At 67.9% G+C, this 16,444-nt stretch carries 17 protein-coding genes and 1 pseudogene; 12 read left to right on the plus strand and 6 right to left on the minus strand.

The genetic code is table 11. From position 1 onward, the window contains the following. The first annotated feature begins 6 nt into the window (after window positions 1-6). The 6 genes and pseudogenes from G6N47_RS17305 to era all read left to right on the plus strand — a co-directional run bounded on the left by G6N47_RS17305 (window position 7) and on the right by era (window position 4,991). Window positions 7-883 (plus strand): annotated as a pseudogene (locus tag G6N47_RS17305) (16S rRNA (uracil(1498)-N(3))-methyltransferase). Between the two features lie 7 nt (window positions 884-890). After that, window positions 891-1,946, plus strand: a complete 1,056-nt coding sequence (locus G6N47_RS17310) for a PhoH family protein (protein WP_083131618.1) — start codon at window positions 891-893, stop codon at window positions 1,944-1,946. 7 nt (window positions 1,947-1,953) lie between these two features. Next, window positions 1,954-2,490, plus strand: coding sequence for an rRNA maturation RNase YbeY (gene ybeY, locus G6N47_RS17315; protein ID WP_083131665.1), 537 nt, complete (start codon window positions 1,954-1,956; stop codon window positions 2,488-2,490). Then, on the plus strand, window positions 2,487-3,785 hold the full coding sequence (locus G6N47_RS17320) for a hemolysin family protein (RefSeq protein ID WP_083131619.1): 1,299 nt from the start codon (window positions 2,487-2,489) through the stop codon (window positions 3,783-3,785). The genes ybeY and G6N47_RS17320 overlap by 4 nt, the downstream gene beginning before the upstream one ends. 49 nt (window positions 3,786-3,834) lie before the next feature. After that, window positions 3,835-4,098: a cytidine deaminase gene (locus tag G6N47_RS17325; RefSeq protein WP_232080356.1), complete on the plus strand. Its 264-nt coding sequence runs from the start codon at window positions 3,835-3,837 to the stop codon at window positions 4,096-4,098. After that, window positions 4,095-4,991, plus strand: coding sequence for a GTPase Era (gene era / locus G6N47_RS17330; RefSeq protein ID WP_083131621.1), 897 nt, complete (start codon window positions 4,095-4,097; stop codon window positions 4,989-4,991). The genes G6N47_RS17325 and era overlap by 4 nt, the downstream gene beginning before the upstream one ends. Before the next feature lie 4 nt (window positions 4,992-4,995). Here the strand turns inward: era and G6N47_RS17335 are convergent, their stop codons facing one another. Together G6N47_RS17335 and G6N47_RS17340 are read right to left on the minus strand one after the other, a co-directional pair. After that, window positions 4,996-5,433 carry an LGFP repeat-containing protein gene (locus G6N47_RS17335; protein ID WP_083131622.1) on the minus strand — a complete coding sequence of 146 codons (438 nt, stop codon included), beginning with the start codon at window positions 5,431-5,433 and terminating at the stop codon, window positions 4,996-4,998. Window positions 5,434-5,462: 29 nt separating this feature from the next. Next, window positions 5,463-6,506: an oxygenase MpaB family protein gene (locus G6N47_RS17340; RefSeq protein ID WP_139799467.1), complete on the minus strand. Its 1,044-nt coding sequence runs from the start codon at window positions 6,504-6,506 to the stop codon at window positions 5,463-5,465. 62 nt (window positions 6,507-6,568) lie between these two features. Between G6N47_RS17340 and G6N47_RS17345 the strand changes: the two genes are divergently transcribed. After that, window positions 6,569-7,213: a TetR/AcrR family transcriptional regulator gene (locus tag G6N47_RS17345; RefSeq protein WP_169717259.1), complete on the plus strand. Its 645-nt coding sequence runs from the start codon at window positions 6,569-6,571 to the stop codon at window positions 7,211-7,213. A gap of 1 nt (window position 7,214) precedes the next feature. Here G6N47_RS17345 and G6N47_RS17350 read toward each other — a convergent pair whose 3' ends face one another. Continuing rightward, window positions 7,215-8,672 (minus strand): amidase, encoded by a 1,458-nt coding sequence (locus G6N47_RS17350; protein WP_083131667.1) that lies wholly within the window; start codon window positions 8,670-8,672, stop codon window positions 7,215-7,217. Between the two features lie 62 nt (window positions 8,673-8,734). On the opposite strand from G6N47_RS17350, the gene recO reads away from it, so the two are divergent. Genes recO through G6N47_RS17365 form a run of 3 tightly spaced genes read left to right on the plus strand, consistent with a single transcriptional unit; the run spans window position 8,735 to window position 10,807 of the window. Next, complete coding sequence (gene recO / locus G6N47_RS17355; protein WP_083131624.1) at window positions 8,735-9,550, plus strand: DNA repair protein RecO; 816 nt, start codon at window positions 8,735-8,737, stop codon at window positions 9,548-9,550. Continuing rightward, complete coding sequence (locus tag G6N47_RS17360; protein ID WP_083131625.1) at window positions 9,525-10,406, plus strand: decaprenyl diphosphate synthase; 882 nt, start codon at window positions 9,525-9,527, stop codon at window positions 10,404-10,406. Before recO ends, G6N47_RS17360 begins: the two co-directional genes overlap by 26 nt. Next, window positions 10,406-10,807, plus strand: a complete 402-nt coding sequence (locus tag G6N47_RS17365) for a hypothetical protein (protein ID WP_083131626.1) — start codon at window positions 10,406-10,408, stop codon at window positions 10,805-10,807. The genes G6N47_RS17360 and G6N47_RS17365 overlap by 1 nt, the downstream gene beginning before the upstream one ends. On the opposite strand, the gene G6N47_RS17370 is transcribed toward G6N47_RS17365, so the two are convergent. Together G6N47_RS17370 and G6N47_RS17375 are read right to left on the minus strand one after the other, a co-directional pair. After that, window positions 10,804-11,196, minus strand: coding sequence for a Fur family transcriptional regulator (locus G6N47_RS17370; protein ID WP_083131627.1), 393 nt, complete (start codon window positions 11,194-11,196; stop codon window positions 10,804-10,806). The genes G6N47_RS17365 and G6N47_RS17370 overlap by 4 nt on opposite strands. After that, a complete protein-coding gene (locus tag G6N47_RS17375) occupies window positions 11,193-11,570 on the minus strand; it encodes an ArsR/SmtB family transcription factor (protein ID WP_083131628.1) in 378 nt (125 codons plus the stop codon). The genes G6N47_RS17370 and G6N47_RS17375 overlap by 4 nt, the downstream gene beginning before the upstream one ends. Before the next feature lie 110 nt (window positions 11,571-11,680). On the opposite strand from G6N47_RS17375, the gene G6N47_RS17380 reads away from it, so the two are divergent. Next, window positions 11,681-13,072: a glycine--tRNA ligase gene (locus tag G6N47_RS17380; RefSeq protein ID WP_139799469.1), complete on the plus strand. Its 1,392-nt coding sequence runs from the start codon at window positions 11,681-11,683 to the stop codon at window positions 13,070-13,072. A 26-nt stretch (window positions 13,073-13,098) separates the two neighbouring features. Here G6N47_RS17380 and G6N47_RS17385 read toward each other — a convergent pair whose 3' ends face one another. Beyond that, window positions 13,099-15,090 carry a TPM domain-containing protein gene (locus G6N47_RS17385; RefSeq protein WP_083131629.1) on the minus strand — a complete coding sequence of 664 codons (1,992 nt, stop codon included), beginning with the start codon at window positions 15,088-15,090 and terminating at the stop codon, window positions 13,099-13,101. A gap of 48 nt (window positions 15,091-15,138) precedes the next feature. Here G6N47_RS17385 and G6N47_RS17390 point away from each other — a divergent pair, with 48 nt between their 5' ends. After that, window positions 15,139-16,398, plus strand: a complete 1,260-nt coding sequence (locus G6N47_RS17390; protein WP_083131630.1) for a deoxyguanosinetriphosphate triphosphohydrolase — start codon at window positions 15,139-15,141, stop codon at window positions 16,396-16,398. Window positions 16,399-16,444: the final 46 nt, after the last annotated feature.

The raw sequence follows: 16,444 nt of genomic DNA on the forward strand, positions 1-16,444 counted from the left end.
CTTCTTGTGCCGGGCCTGTTTTACGTCGACGCGCTGCCCGAGACCGGTGGACTGGCCGTCGTCGGTGGCGACGAGGGCTTTCACGCCGCGACCGTGCGGCGGATCCGTCCGGGCGAGCAGCTGATGCTCGGCGACGGCGCCGGCGGCCTGGCCAGCTGTGTGGCGGAGCAGGCCGGGCGCGACGGCCTTACCGCCCGGGTGGTCGACCGTTGGAGCGTCGCACCCGCTCAGCCGCCGGTGATGGTGGTGCAGGCGTTGCCGAAGTCCGATCGCTCCGAGTTGGCGATCGAGCTGGCCACCGAGGCGGGCGCGGATGCGTTTGTGGCGTGGCAGGCCGCCCGCTGTGTGGCCCGCTGGGACGGGGAGCGCCTGGACAAGGGGCTGCGACGGTGGCGGGCGGTGGTGCGTTCCGCAGCCCGGCAATCCCGTCGGGCGCACATCCCGCCGGTCGACGGGCTGTTGTCGACGGCGGAGCTGGTCGAGCGGGTGCGCAGCGGAGGGTCTGTGGTGTTGGCGCTGCACGAGTCGGCGACCGAAAGGTTGACGGATATCGATGTGGCGCAAGCCAATTCGCTGACTCTGGTGGTGGGCCCCGAAGGCGGCATTGCGCCCGACGAGATCGGCGCGCTCACTGACGCGGGTGCCGTCGCGGTCCGACTGGTGCCCACCGTGTTGCGGACGTCGACGGCGGCCGCGGTGGCGCTGGGCGCGCTGGGAGTGCTGACGCGGCGGTGGGATTGACCCCCACTCGCCCGACTGTGAATTTCACGACGTGACACGCCGCAGCGGCGTCGTCAGATTCACACTGGAGACCAGGAACGCTGCCGGCGGTAAACTTGACTACCGAGCGTCGTCACCCGACAACCCAGAAAGCAGGCATTAGAACCCACGTGACGCCCCGCGAGACCAACGCCGCTGACCCCTCTTCGTCTCAGGTTCGCAGCAGCATCGATGTTCCGCCCGACCTCGTCGTGGGCTTGCTCGGTTCGGCTGACGAAAATTTGCGCGCACTCGAACGGATCCTGGCCGCCGATCTGCATGTGCGCGGCAACGCCGTCACCCTGGCCGGTGAGCCGGCCGACGTCGCACTCGGCGAGCGGGTGATCTCGGAACTGGTGACGATCGTCGCCACGGGCCACGCCCTGACACCGGAGGCGGTGCGCCATAGCGTCGCCATGCTGGTCGGCACCGGTAACGAATCGCCGGCGGAGGTGCTCACGCTCGACATCCTTTCGCGTCGCGGCAAGACGATTCGGCCGAAGACCCTCAACCAGAAGCGCTACGTCGACGCGATCGACGCCAACACCATTGTCTTCGGGATCGGGCCAGCCGGAACCGGTAAGACGTATCTGGCGATGGCCAAGGCGGTAAACGCCTTACAGACCAAACAGGTCACCCGGATCATCTTGACCAGGCCGGCGGTGGAAGCCGGTGAACGCCTGGGCTTTCTGCCGGGCACACTGAGCGAGAAGATCGACCCGTATCTACGGCCGCTCTACGACGCGCTCTACGACATGATGGATCCAGAGCTGATCCCAAAATTGATGAGCGCCGGGGTAATTGAGGTCGCGCCGCTGGCATACATGCGTGGTCGCACGCTCAATGATGCGTTCATCATTCTCGACGAGGCGCAAAACACCACGGCCGAGCAGATGAAGATGTTCCTCACCCGGCTAGGCTTTGGCTCCAAAGTCGTTGTCACCGGCGACGTTACGCAGATCGACCTACCGGGCGGCGCGCGCTCCGGACTGCGCGTCGCGGCCGACATCCTCGAGGGCATCGACGACATCCACCTCGCGGAGTTGACCAGTGCCGACGTGGTGCGGCACCGGCTGGTCTCCGAAATCGTGGACGCCTACGCCAAATACGAGGAGCCCGGCCTGACGATGAACCGGGCCGCGCGGCGCACCGCTAATGCCCGCGGGGCCACCCGGCACCGCCGGTGAGAACGCCATGAGCATCGAAGTATCCAACGAATCGGGCGTCGACGTCTCCGAGGCCGAACTGATCAGCGTCGCCCGGTTCGTGCTGGCCAAGATGGACGTCAACCCGGCCGCTGAGCTGTCGATGATGCTGCTGGACACCGCGGCGATGGCCGATCTGCACATGCGCTGGATGGACCTGCCCGGCCCCACCGACGTGATGAGCTTCCCGATGGACGAACTCGAGCCAGGCGGTCGGCCCGATGCGCCCGAGCCGGGGCCGGCCATGCTGGGCGACATCGTGCTGTGTCCGGAGTTCGCTGCCGAACAGGCCGCTGCCGCAGGGCATTCGCTGGGCCACGAATTGGCGCTGCTGACCATCCACGGCGTGCTGCACCTGCTGGGGTACGACCACGGCGAGCCCGACGAGGAAAAGGAAATGTTCGCGCTGCAACAGCGCCTGCTCGAGGAGTGGGTCGCCGATCAGGTCGAGGCCTACCACCTGGACCGGCAGAGCGAGAAAGACCGCCGGTTGCTGGACAAGTCAAGGTATTTCGACGAACCGTGAACGTGTTTGCTCCGTTGCTCGGCGCAATCGTATTGATAGGCGTGGGCGGGCTTTTCGCGGCGATCGACGCGGCGATCAGCACGGTGTCGATGGCCCGGGTCCAAGAATTGGTCCGCGACGGGCGCCCTGGGGCGGTGCGGCTGGCCAAGCTGATGGCCGACCGGCCGCGCTACATCAACCTGGTGGTATTGCTTCGGATCACCTGCGAAATCACCGCCACCGTGTTGTTGGTGGTTTTCCTGCGTGCCAGCCTCAACTTGGAGTGGGGCCGAATCGCCGCCGCCGCAATCATGGTGGTGACCAGCTTCGTCGTGATCGGGGTCGGCCCGCGCACCCTCGGTCGCCAGAACGCCTACTCCATCGCACTGGTGGCGGCTTTGCCGTTGCAGGCGATCTCCTGGCTGTTGATGCCCATCAGCCGGCTGCTGGTGGTCCTCGGTAACGCCCTGACCCCGGGCCGCGGCTTTCGCAACGGGCCGTTCGCGTCCGAAATCGAGCTGCGCGAGGTCGTCGACCTGGCCCAGCAACGCGGTGTGGTTGCCGCCGACGAGCGACGAATGATCCAGTCGGTCTTCGAACTCGGCGACACGCCGGCGCGCGAGGTGATGGTGCCGCGTACCGAGATGATCTGGATCGAAAGCGACAAGTCGGCCGGCCAGGCGACCTCGCTGGCCGTGCGCAGCGGGCATTCCCGCATCCCCGTGGTCGGCGAGAACGTCGACGACATCGTCGGCGTGGTCTACCTGAAAGACCTTGTCCAGCAGACGTATTACTCGACCAACGGCGGGCGGGACACCACGGTGGCCCAGGTCATGCGGCCGGCGGTGTTCGTGCCGGACTCCAAACCGCTCGACGCGCTGCTGCGGGAAATGCAGCGGGACCGCAACCACATGGCGTTGCTGGTCGACGAGTACGGCGCGATCGCCGGGCTGGTGACCATCGAGGATGTGTTGGAAGAGATCGTCGGCGAAATCGCCGACGAGTATGACCAGGCCGAGACGGCACCGATAGAAGCCTTGGGCGACAACAAGTTTCGGGTATCGGCACGCCTGCCTATCGAGGACGTCGGCGAGCTGTACGGCGTCGAATTCGACGACGACCTCGACGTCGACACGGTCGGCGGGCTGCTTGCACTGGAGTTGGGCCGGGTCCCGCTTCCCGGCGCCGAAGTGGTATCACATGGATTGCGGTTGCGCGCGGAAGGCGGCCCCGACCACCGGGGCCGGGTCCGCGTCGGCACGGTCTTGCTGAGCCGCATCGACTCCGACGGACAGGAGGCCAACGGTGACCGCTGAGCCGCTCGACGCCGAAGACGCGAAACTGGTGGTGCTGGCCCGATCCGCGATGGCCCGCGCCGAGGCCGGCAGCGGTGCAGCGGTGCGCGACGCCGACGGCCGCACCTACGCCGGTGCGCCGGTGAACCTCTCGGCGCTGCAGCTGACCGCGCTGCAGACGGCGGTGGCCGCGGCGGTGTCCAGTGGCGCCGCCAGTCTGGAGGCCGCCGTGCTGGTGGCCGGGTCGGCCGACGACGCCGGTATCGCCGCGGTCCGGGAGCTTTCCCCGACAGCGGCGATCATCGTCACCGACCGCGACGGTGTCGTCGTGTGAGCGAATTCCATTCCGGCTTCGTATGTTTCGTCGGCCGGCCGAACACCGGCAAGTCGACCCTGACCAACGCGCTCGTCGGTTCCAAGGTCGCGATCACGTCGAATCGGCCGCAGACCACCCGGCACACGATTCGCGGGATTGTGCATCGGGAGAACTTCCAGATCATCCTGGTCGACACACCAGGGCTGCACCGGCCGCGCACCCTGCTGGGCAAGCGGCTCAACGACCTGGTTCGCGACACCTACTCTCAGGTCGACGCCATCGGGTTGTGCATTCCCGCCGACGAGGCGATCGGCCCGGGGGACCGGTGGATCGTCGAGCAGATCCGCTCCATCGCACCCAAGACCACGCTGGTTGTCGTCGTCACCAAAATCGACAAGGTCTCCAAGGACAAGCTGGCCGCTCAACTCGCCGCGGTCGGCGAACTCGTGGACCACGCCGAAGTCGTGCCGGTGTCCGCGGTGACGGGCGAGCAGATCGACGTACTGATCGACGTGCTGGCCGCCGCATTGCCGCCGGGACCGGCGTTCTACCCCGACGGCGAGCTGACCGACGAGCCCGAAGAGGTTCTGATGGCCGAGTTCATCCGCGAGGCGGCCTTAGAAGGCGTGCGCGACGAGTTGCCGCATTCGCTCGCGGTGGTGATCGACGAGGTCGAACCACGGGAGGGGCGTGACGACCTGATCGACGTGCACGCGGTGCTGTATGTCGAACGCGACAGCCAGAAGGGCATCGTGATCGGCAAGGGCGGTGAGAGGCTGCGGCACATCGGCACCGTCGCGCGCGGTCAGATCGAGAAGTTGCTGGGCACCAAGGTCTATCTCGACCTGCGCGTCAAGGTCGCCAAGAACTGGCAGCGTGACCCCAAACAGCTTGGCCGGCTGGGATTTTGATGCTCTAGCGGGTCACGATCTGGGGCTGGCCGCCGGTGTCGGTGATGGTGCCGTGCTCGAAATCGGCCACCGACCCGCCGGGGATCGGCCGTGGGTCGCTCACCGGGTAGCCCAGCGGCCCGTCGGGGCCGCCGTTGCCTTCCCAGGCCGCACGGATGGCGCCCGACAGGACGTGGGCCCCGCTACGCGGCGACCAGTAGATCACCCCGGTCTGAAACTTGCTGTACTGGCCGCCGTTTGGCGCCGGCAGCTCATTCGAGATCGGCGTGCCCAACGGCCCGCTCGGCCCACCGGCGTCGGCGTACTTGCGCAGAATTTCGCCCTGCACAACGTATTGCCCGCTGGGAGTGGGGATTCGGCTAGTCGACACCGGTGTCCCGGACTCGGCCAGACTCGACGGGTCGACACTATTGCAGCCGGCGGCCACCAGCGCAACCGCCATGCACGCCAGGACTTTTCGATGACAAACCATCAACCGATCGACCCCAGAATCGCCTGTGATTCGATCAGACCGTCGTCGCTGGGCGCGCTGCCTTCGGCGAACACTCGCCGATACTGTTTGGCACGCCACTCCCGATGCGCCTCGGCCGGCTTGTCGTAGCCGTAGCGGGCGCGCGCCTCGGCGGGGGAGACCACGACCGGGTTACGCGGCGGTACCCCGAGCAGCACAGGAGCGACCACCGGCACGGTCGCGGGTGACAGCAGCCGCAATACCCACAGCCGAATCACGGGCGGGCTGGCATTGAGCGCCGCGAACGCGATCCGCAGCATCGGGACGACGGCGACGTCGGCGACTCGGGGCTGTTTCAGGCCGCCCATGGCGCGCATCCAGTGCGGCATCGTGGCCATCACGCCGGCTCGCAGGCTGCGGTTGATGATCCAGGTGACCGGCGCAAGGTAGCGCGGCAGCGGCGAGATCAACTCGGCGCCGTTGATCAGGTGCTCCATCGCCTGGCGGGCGATCGGCGAACCGGACAGTTGCGGACGCATCCGCTCGAAGTAGGCCCGGACGCCCGCCCGGCTGCGCGGCACATCGGCCGGATCGCAGGTCTGCAGCTCCGCCGCAACCGCGCATTCCTCCCAGTAACGAGCCTCCTCCTCGGCGGAAAGCTTGCCGGGCCCGTACTTCTCGTAGGCGTAGAGAATCGAGTGCCACGCGGTCAGGTGGATCCAGAGCTGGGACTGCGGATCGTTCGCGTCATAGCGCTGCCCGCTGTACGGCTCGGTGCCGATCGCTTTGGAATGGACCTTCACCAGCACGTCGGCGGCCTGAGAGGTGGAGCGGGAGTCGCTGAATGCCACCATCGCGAAATAACGCAACGTGCGGTCGTAGCGGGTACGCGGCCGGTTGTAGATGTCATGGGTGTGGTCGACGGACGCGACGAGCGCCGGGTCGAGTTCCTCGATCACCACCGCACGGATGAACCCGACGGTCAGGGACGTCGGATAGCTCCACACTTTCCAGGTGACGGAGTCCGGACCGAAGAAGCCGTAGTCCTCGGCGGGCTGAGGCATGAGCGTTGTCCTTCCGCGTGCCGTGTTGGCGCGATTCCTACAAGACTGTAGCATTTTCCTTCATGGGTGAAGCAACCGTTTCCCGGCCGGCACTTCACCGGCCCCGCGCGGCCCATCTGGGCCCGCAGCGGCGCCGCCCGCAGGTGCTGGACGCCGCCAAAGAGATTGCGCTGCACGGCGGTTTCCCGGCCGTGACCATCGGCGCGGTCGCGGAGCGGCTCGGCGTGACCCGTCCCGTCGTCTACGCGTGCTTCCCCGACAGGATCGAACTGATCAAGGCCCTGCTGGCGCGCGAGGAGCAGAAGCTGCTGACCGGGATGCTGGCCGCCTATCCCACGCCGGGCCGCTATACCAGTACGCAGGAGGCGTACGTCCGGGGCATGCAGGCCTGGCTGCGCACGGTCGCTGACCAGCCCGACACCTGGCGCACGCTGTTCTGCTGCAATCCCGGCCCCGACGTCGCCGAGCTGTTCGCGCGTGGACGCCGCAGGGCGGCCGAGCAATTCGCCGAGCTGGTCAAGCCCGACCTGCAGCGCTGGGGGACCGAGGACGTCGAGCACAAGCTGCCCGTCCTCGTCGAACTGTTCGTCTCGATGAGCGAAGCCGGGGTGCGCAGCCTGCTCGCCCCGGACAACACCTACACCCCCGACGAACTCGGCGAGCTGGTGGGACGCGCCGCCTATCGGGCCATCCGGGAACTGGCCTAAGTCACGCCCGGCCGCTGGACACCGGCGGCGTATCGGTACCGGTGTTCCACCACACCTGCGGCTGCTTGGCGGCCCAGCCGCCGACCGCTTCCAATTCGGCGGCCAGCGATACCAGCAGCGGCTCGCTGTTGGCCGGCCCCATCAGCTGCACGCCGATCGGCAGCCCCTCGGAGGTGAATCCCGCCGGGATGTTGATCGAAGGCCAGCCCAGCAGATTCCACGGCCAGGTCACCGGGCACGCCGCGATCATGACCCGATCGGTTTGCAGGCCGCTCAGCCCGTCGAATGCGTGCACGGGGGGAGGTGGCTGGGCCGTGGTCGGCGCCAGCACGACGTCGACGAAGCGGAAGATCGAGCCCACCCGACGCTGGTCGGCCGCTTCGTGTGCACGGGCGGAGCGCAGGATCCACCGCGACAGCAGCCGGCCCATCCGCATGTTGGCCAGGGTGCGTTGATCCCATTCGACGCCGTCGCCGAGCCGCTCGGCCCAGTCCAGCAGCCCCGAGGTGGACCGGGACAGGAAGTTCCACGACAACCGCAGCCCGTAATCCGGGTTGGCGGGCACTGTGCTGTGGCCGAGCAGCTTCAGTTGATCGGCCACCGACTGCACCGCTGTGCGGATCTCGGGATGCAGTTTGGCCGGAAAACCGGTGAACGGGAACCGGGTTGACACCGCGATGCGCAGTTCGCCGGGTGCCGTGCCCACGTGGTCGGACACCCGCACCGGCGGCGGCTTGTGCAGATCGCCCTCGGCGTTGCCGGAGACGGCGTCGAGCACCAGCGCCGCGTCCTCGACCGTGCGGGCCAGCACACCGTTGACCGTGATGCCGTTGAACGCCTCCGGCAGCGGCCAGGTCGAGATGCGGCCGCGCTGCGGCTTGATGCCCACCAGGTGCGTCCACGCTGCCGGGATGCGGACACTGCCGGCGCCGTCGGAGCCGATCGCGGCGGCCACCAGGCCGGCGGCCACCGCCGCTGCGCTGCCGCCGGACGACCCACCCGGCGTGTGCTTGCGTGACCACGGATTGCGGGTATGGCCGAATCCGGGGCCGCTGGTAAATGGCCACTGTCCCAGCTCACAAGTGTTGGTTTTGCCGACGATCACCGCGCCGGCCGCCTTGAGCCGGCGCACCACTTCGGCGTCGGCGGCGGCGGGCGGCACAAACCCCGACGTGCCGAAAAAGGTGGCGACGCCCGCAATGTCAGTGTCGTCCTTGACCGCGATCGGCACTCCCAGCAGCGGTGCCTGGTCGCCGGCGGCGCGGCGACGGTCGGCCTCGGCCGCGTCAGCCAGCGCCGTCTCGGTGAGCACCACCCGGAAGGCGTTCAGTGTGGACTGGCTGAGGTCGATGGCGTGCAGCGAGCGGCGGACCAGTTCGTCGGAGGTCACCTCGCCGTTGGCCAGCTGGTAGAGCTGCTCGGTCAGGGTCTGGAAGCGGTGGGTAGCGGTGTTACTCATCGGTACCGACATTATCGGCGCGTGGTCCCGGGGATGTCTCAGCGCGATGACAGACTGATCTGATGCGGCTGTACCGGGACCGGGCGGTGGTACTGCGCCAGCACAAGCTCGGCGAGGCCGACCGGATCGTCACCCTGCTCACCCGCGACCACGGACTGGTCCGCGCGGTGGCCAAGGGTGTTCGCCGTACCCGCAGCAAGTTCGGCGCGCGGCTCGAGCCGTTCGCCCACATCGACGTGCAACTGCACCCGGGCCGCAACCTCGACATCGTCACCCAGGTCGTGTCGCTGGACGCGTTCGCCACCGACATCGTCAGCGACTACGGGCGCTACACCTGCGCGTGCGCAATGCTGGAGACCGCCGAACGCCTGGCCGGCGAGGAGCGGGCACCGGCCCCCGCGCTGCACCGGCTCACCGTCGGCGCGCTGCGGGCGGTCGCCGACGGGCGGCGGCCCCGCGAGCTGGTACTGGACGCCTACCTGCTGCGGGCTATGAGCATCGCCGGATGGGCGCCGGCGCTGACCGAATGCGCCCGCTGCGCCACGCCCGGCCCGCATCGGGCGTTTCACATCGCCGCCGGCGGCAGCGTGTGCGGCTATTGCCGCCCGGCCGGCGCCACCACGCCGCCGATGGGTGTGCTGGAGCTGATGTCCGCGCTGCGCGACGGCGACTGGGAGGCGGCCGAGGCCGCGCCGCAAGCGCACCGCAGCCACGTCAGCGGATTGGTGGCCGCGCATCTGCAGTGGCATCTCGAGCGGCAGCTGCGCACATTGCCGCTGGTGGAGCGGGTCTACCGGGTTGATCGAACGGTCGCCGACCGCCGGATCTCGCTGGTCGGGCAGGATGTGCCCCATGGTGCGGAATCAGAAGCCGGCTGACTTCCCGCAACTGCCCCCGGCCCCCGACGACTACCCGACCTTCCCGGACAAGTCCACCTGGCCCGTCGTCTTCCCGGACCTGCCTCCCTCGCCCGACGGCGGCCCGTGCCGCCCGCCGCAGCACACGTCGAAAGCCGTCGCGCCGCGAATTCCGGCCGACCAGTTGCCACTTCACGTGGCCATCGTGATGGACGGCAACGGACGCTGGGCCACGGGTCGCGGACTACCTCGTGTCGAAGGCCACAAAATGGGGGAGGCTGTGGTCATCGATGTTGTCTGTGGCGCAATCGAAATCGGGATCAAGTGGCTGTCCCTGTATGCGTTCTCCACCGAGAACTGGAAGCGCTCGGCTGAGGAGGTCCGTTTCCTGATGGGGTTCAACCGCGACGTGGTGCGACGCCGGCGGGTCAACCTCAAGGCGATGGGTGTCAAGATCCGGTGGGTCGGTTCGCGACCGCGGTTGTGGCGCAGCGTCATCAAGGAATTGGCGATCGCGGAGGAAATGACCCGCGACAACGACGTCATCACCGTCAACTACTGCGTCAACTATGGTGGCCGCACCGAAATCACCGAAGCGGCAAGGGAAATCGCACGCGAAGCCGCCGCAGGCAAGTTGAACCCGGAACGGATCACCGAGGCGACGGTTGCCCGTCACATGCAGCGCCCCGACATCCCCGACGTCGACCTGCTGCTGCGGACCTCCGGCGAAAAGCGCTCGAGCAATTTCATGCTGTGGCAAGCGGCTTACGCCGAGTACATTTTTGCCGACAAGTTGTGGCCCGATTACGACCGGCGCGACCTGTGGGCGGCTTGCGAGGAATACGCATCGCGACATCGTCGGTTCGGGAGCGCGTGATGCCTGAAGGACCTGAGTTGCAGCAACGGCTGACGGCGGTGCTCGGTGAGATCCTGCCCGTCGAAGAAGAAGCCGACGGCGCGCTGACCATCCGTCACGACGGCACCTATGCGTCGCTGCGGGTGGTGGGCATTGTGGAGGGCCTCGACCTGATCTCGCTCACCCAGGTTTTGGCGTGGGATCTGGTGCTGGCCAAGAAGATTCGCGATCAGGTGGCCGACGCGGCGCACAACACACTGCTGGGCTCGGTGGCGCTGGTGGAGAAGGAGTCCGGCAAGTCCGCCGATGTGATGTTGCGCTACAACTTTCCGGGCAACGGGCTTACCGACGAGGCGCTGCGCACCTTGATTCTGATGGTGCTGGAGCGGGGCGCCGAGATCCGCCGCGCGCTAACGGCTTAGCCCTGGCATGCTTCGCACGTGCCGAAGATCTCGATGGTGTGGCTGACGTCGGAAAACCCGTGCTCGGCCGCGACCTGCGCAGCCCACGTCTCTATGTCGTTACCGCCGACCTCGACCGTCGACCCGCAGCTGCGGCACACCAGGTGGTGGTGATGGTCGTCCGAGCAGCGCCGGTAGACGGACTCGCCGGTGTCGGTGCGCAGCGTGTCGAGCAGTCCTGCCGCAGACATCGACTGCAGTGTGCGGTACACGGTCGTCAGGCCGATGTTCTCGCCGCGCCGGCGCAACTCGTCGTGCAGTTCCTGGGCCGAGCGGAAGTCGTCGAGGCTGTCCAGCAGCGTCGAGATCGCCGCCCGCTGCCGGGTGGCGCGCACGCTGGGGCGGGTCACGAGTTGTCCTCACCTGCGTGGGCGACGGCGTCGATCACGATGTGCGCGAGGTGATGATCGGCCAACCGGTAGAGCACTTCGCGTCCCGACCGCTCCCCGGCCACCACGCCCGCCGCCTTGAGGATCTTCAAGTGCTGGCTGACCAGCGGCTGCGGCACACCCAGCGCGTCGACCAACTCGTGCACGCAGCGCTGCGATTCGCGCAACTGCAGCACGATCGCGATGCGCACCGGCGCGGCGAGCGCCCGCAACAACTCCCCGGCGGCGTCGAGAATCTCCCGCGGAGGTGGCGCCGGGAACCCGGCCGATCCGCCGTGCTCGTGGCTTTCGACGAGCTCGTCGCCGTCGGCGGCCGTTGATGTGGTGGGGGACATGTTGGTTCCACTGTCACATGCGTAATGACGCATGTCAAAGACTGCGGGGTGGCTCGCTACGATGGCGGTGCTCACCGCCCCCTCATCCCTAGACCATCCGTAGACAAGGAGTGCAGCACCTCGTGGCGTCCGTCATCGACACCGTCGTCAACCTGGCCAAACGGCGGGGGCTGGTCTATCCCTCCGGGGAGATCTACGGCGGCACCAAATCGGCGTGGGACTACGGGCCGTTGGGAGTCGAGCTCAAAGAGAACATCAAACGGCAGTGGTGGCGTGCGGTGGTGACCGGCCGCGACGACGTCGTCGGCCTGGATTCCTCGATCATCCTGCCCCGCGAGGTGTGGGTCGCGTCCGGTCATGTCGAGGTGTTCCACGACCCGCTGGTCGAGTCGCTGATCACCCACAAGCGGTACCGCGCCGATCACCTCATCGAGGCATACGAGCAAAAGCACGGGCACCCGCCGCCCAACGGCCTGGCCGACATCCGCGACCCGGAGACCGGCGAGCCCGGCCAGTGGACCGAGCCGCGCGAGTTCAACATGATGCTCAAGACCTACCTCGGCCCGATCGAAACCGAGGAGGGGCTGCATTACCTGCGGCCCGAGACCGCGCAGGGCATCTTCGTCAACTTCGCCAACGTGGTGACGACGGCGCGCCGCAAGCCGCCGTTCGGTATCGGGCAGATCGGCAAGAGCTTTCGCAACGAGATCACGCCTGGCAACTTCATCTTCCGCACTCGCGAGTTCGAGCAGATGGAAATGGAGTTCTTCGTCGAGCCGTCGACCGCGCCGGAGTGGCACCAGTATTGGATCGACACCCGGCTGCAGTGGTACATCGACCTGGGCATCAACCCGGAGAACCTGCGGCTGTGGGAGCACCCGAAGGACAAGCTCTCGCACTACTCCGACCGCACGGTCGACATCGAGTACAAGTTCGGCTTCCAGGGCAATCCGTGGGGCGAGCTGGAGGGTGTGGCCAACCGCACCGACTTCGACTTGTCCACGCATTCAAAGCATTCCGGTGTCGACCTGTCGTTCTACGACCAAGCCAGCGACACCCGGTACGTGCCGTATGTGATCGAACCGGCGGCGGGGCTGACCCGCTCGTTCATGGCGTTTCTGATCGACGCCTACAGCGAGGACGAGGCGCCAAACGCCAAGGGCGGCATGGACAAGCGCACCGTGCTGCGGCTGGACCCGCGGCTGGCGCCGGTGAAAGCCGCGGTGTTGCCGCTATCCCGGCACGCCGATCTGAGCCCGAAGGCGCGCGACTTGGCCGCCGAGTTACGGCAATGCTGGAATGTCGAGTTCGACGACGCCGGCGCGATCGGAAGGCGCTACCGGCGCCAGGACGAGATCGGCACGCCCTTCTGTGTGACGGTGGACTTCGACACGCTCGACGATCAGGCAGTGACTGTGCGCGAGCGTGACGCGATGACACAGGAACGGGTGGCGATCGACGCCGTCGCCGACTATCTGGCCAAGCGCCTCAAGGGCTGCTAAGGCGCGGAACTCGCGCCAAGGGGGACTCAGAACCTTCCGCCGCCGCCCATGAAGCCGCCGTCCGACGAGCCGCCGAAAGATGTTGGGCCCCAACCGCTGTCGCCCCAGCCGCCGCCCCAGCCGCTGTAACCGCCGCGCATCGCCCCGCCGAGCAGGTCACCGATGATGATCCCGCCCATCATCGCGCCCATGTCGTTGCCGCCGTACCGCCCGGCGTAGGCACGCTGAACCGACTGGACGTCGTCGTTGGCCAGCGACTGCGCCCGGGTGGCCAGCGCCGCGGCGCTGTTGGCGTGGGCAATCGCGTCGCTCACATCGGTCGCCCGTTTGTCAAGGGCTGCTTGCAATTGCCGGTTTGCTTCGGCAAGCCGGGTACGCGCTTCCGGCCCGATGCTGCCGCGGCGGGTGTCGATGAATTCCGACACCGCCCGCACCCGCGACTGCGCGGTGAACAACGCCTGTTCCAGTGTGCGGTTGAGCCGTTCGGCGGTCGCCTGCTCTTCGGCGACGGTGGCCAGCAGCCGGTCCAGATCCGCGTCGGCCTTGGTCAGCCGGGTGAACGCGCCCAGCGGATCGGTGGAGCCGCCGGCGCGGGCGGCGTCGACGGCGCTGACCGCGGCATCGCGCGCGCCGGCCAGTTCGCGGGCGTGCTGGGCCTTGACCTTCTGGGCCAGATGCGTGTTGGCCTGCTCGATGCCGGACTGGATGTCGGCGATCAGCGACGGCAGGGTGGCGACGGCGTGGTGGATGTCGCTTTCGGCGCTGTCGACGGCGTCGAGCAGCGCCCGGGCCTGCCGCAGCGACGACTCGGCGGCGCGCACGGCGTCGACCAGCCCGGTCTGCGCGCCGCTGATTGGTCGCGCCGCCAAGTCGCGCGCCCGGGTGATGTTCTGCTCGGCGAAGGCGAGCCGCTCCTTGGCTGAGGCGACGTTGCCGGACACCGAAGTCAGTGCGGCGGCGTCGAATTCGTCGTGCAGTGCGGCCAATCGCTGCTCCGACGGGGAAATCCGCGCGGTCAGCTCGACCAACTGCTGGGTGAGCCCGTCGAGCCGCGTCGGCGCGTTGATCAGTAGGTCGCGCAATTGCTCGAAAGCTTCGCGCTGCTCTTCGAGTCCGCGATCGGCCCGCGCCGCCGAGACGACCACCCGGGTCAACAGCTCACGCCGTTGTTCCGGGGTTTCCGGTATTGCGTCGTCGAGTTGCTGGCGAACGGAAAAGGCTTGCGCCAAAGCCTCTTTCGCTTTGTCGACGGCACGGGTGAACGGCTCGGTCCGCTGTTCGCCGAATTCCTCGACCGCCAGCGCCAGCTCGTTGGCGCTGGTGCGCACCGCGTTGTCGACGTTGACCACGATCGACCGCGACAAACCGTCGAGGGCGTCCAGCGGCACGGCGGCCAGCGCGTCGGGGTCGGTCGGATCGACCCGTCGCGCCGCCTCCAACTCGGCGGCGAGCCGTCGCCGTCGCCGATACCGCATCACCAGCAGCAAGGCCAGGACCGCGATCGCGACCACGCCCAGCGCGATCAACAGCGGCACCCAATTCGGTGCGCCGGGCGCGGGGTTGAGCCCGTTGGCCGCGGCAACCACCGCGCCGCTCCAGTCGCCGCGATGCAGCGCGGGCTCAATCCCGTTGCGCCGCAAGTCGTCGACCTGGCTCGAGCTGACGCTTTTCACACTCGACGGCACCAAAAACGCGTACGCATGGTCGACGGTGGCCACCGCCAGCAGCGCGTCGTTGCCGTCCAAGTCGCTGGTGCGCCAAGTGCTCTGCGCCCAACTCGATGGATCCTGACCCGAGAAGTCGTCGACGTAGACCACCCAGAGCCGGATGTGGCGGTCGCCGTAGAGCTTGTTCACGGCCGACTCGACCGCGCCGCGGCCCGAGCCGCTCAACGCGCCCGCCTTGTCGGTGACGTAATCGGAAAGCCGGAAGGGCGGGTCGGCGGCGGCCGACGGCGCCAGCAGCACTCCGGTGGTCAGGGTCGCCAGCAACACGGCCAGCAGGCGGACAACGCGCATGCTCGCCAATCTAATGCGGGCTGGACCCAGCTGGCAGACTGAGCGTCGATGACCCCGCAGGATCCCTACAGCGCGTTCGACCGTGAGCGGTTGGTGGCCGAAGCGCCGAAGACCGCCGGCTTGCCGGGCACCGAGGGCCAGCACCGCACCGACTTCGCCCGGGACCGCGCGCGGGTCTTACACAGCGCCGCCCTGCGCCGGCTTGCCGACAAGACGCAGGTTGTCGGGCCCCGGGAAAGCGAGACCCCGCGAACCCGGCTGACCCACTCGCTGGAGGTCGCCCAGATCGGGCGGGGCATGGCGATCGGGCTGGGCTGCGACCCGGACCTCGTCGACATGGCCGGCCTCGCGCACGACATCGGGCATCCGCCGTATGGGCACAACGGCGAGCAGGCCCTCGACGAGGTCGCCGCCCCCTGCGGCGGCTTCGAGGGCAACGCACAGAACTTCCGGATCCTGACCAGTCTCGAGCCCAAAGTCCTTGACTCGCAAGGCCGTAGCGCCGGGCTGAACCTGACCCGGGCCGCACTGGACGCGGTCACCAAGTATCCGTGGACCCGGAGCATCGGCAAACGCAAGTTCGGCTTCTACGGCGTCGACAGTGAGCCAGCCGCGTGGGTACGCGAACGAGCGCCGGCCGAACGGGCGTGTCTGGAAGCGCAGGTGATGGATTGGGCCGACGACGTCGCATATTCGGTGCACGACGTCGAGGACGGGGTCATCTCCGGCCGCATCGACCTGCGGGTGCTCGCCGACGACGACGAAGCCGCGACGCTGGCCAAACTGGGCGAGCGCGAATTTGCAAAGGTGCGCGCCGACGACTTGATGGCCGCCGCGCAGCGGCTGTCGGGGCTGCCGGTGGTGGCCGCGGTCGGCAAGTACGACGGGACGCTCGCGGCGTCGGTGGCGCTCAAACGGTTGACCAGCGAGCTGGTGGGCCGGTTCGCCTCGGCGGCGATCGCGGCCACCCGGGCGGCGGCCGGACCCGGCCCGCTGGCCCGCTATCGGGCAGACCTGCACGTGCCCGACCTGGTGCGCGCCGAAGTCGCGGTCCTGAAGATCCTGGCGCTGCAGTTCATCATGTCCGACCCGCGGCATTTGGAAATGCAGGTCGCCCAGCGCGAACGGATTCACCGGGTGGCGCAGTGGCTCTCGGCAGGCGCGCCGAGAACCCTCGACCCGGTGTTCGTGCCGGCGTTCAACACGGCCGCCGACGACGCCGCCCGGCTGCGGGTCATCGTCGACCAGATCGCCTCGTATACCGAAGGACGACTGGAACGGATCGAGGCTGGGCACCTCCCCGGGTGAGGGTGCGCAGTTGTACGTCGATACCGCGAAAAACACGTACAACTGT

The sequence above is a fragment of the Mycobacterium branderi genome (assembly GCF_010728725.1).
Classification (GTDB): domain Bacteria; phylum Actinomycetota; class Actinomycetes; order Mycobacteriales; family Mycobacteriaceae; genus Mycobacterium; species Mycobacterium branderi.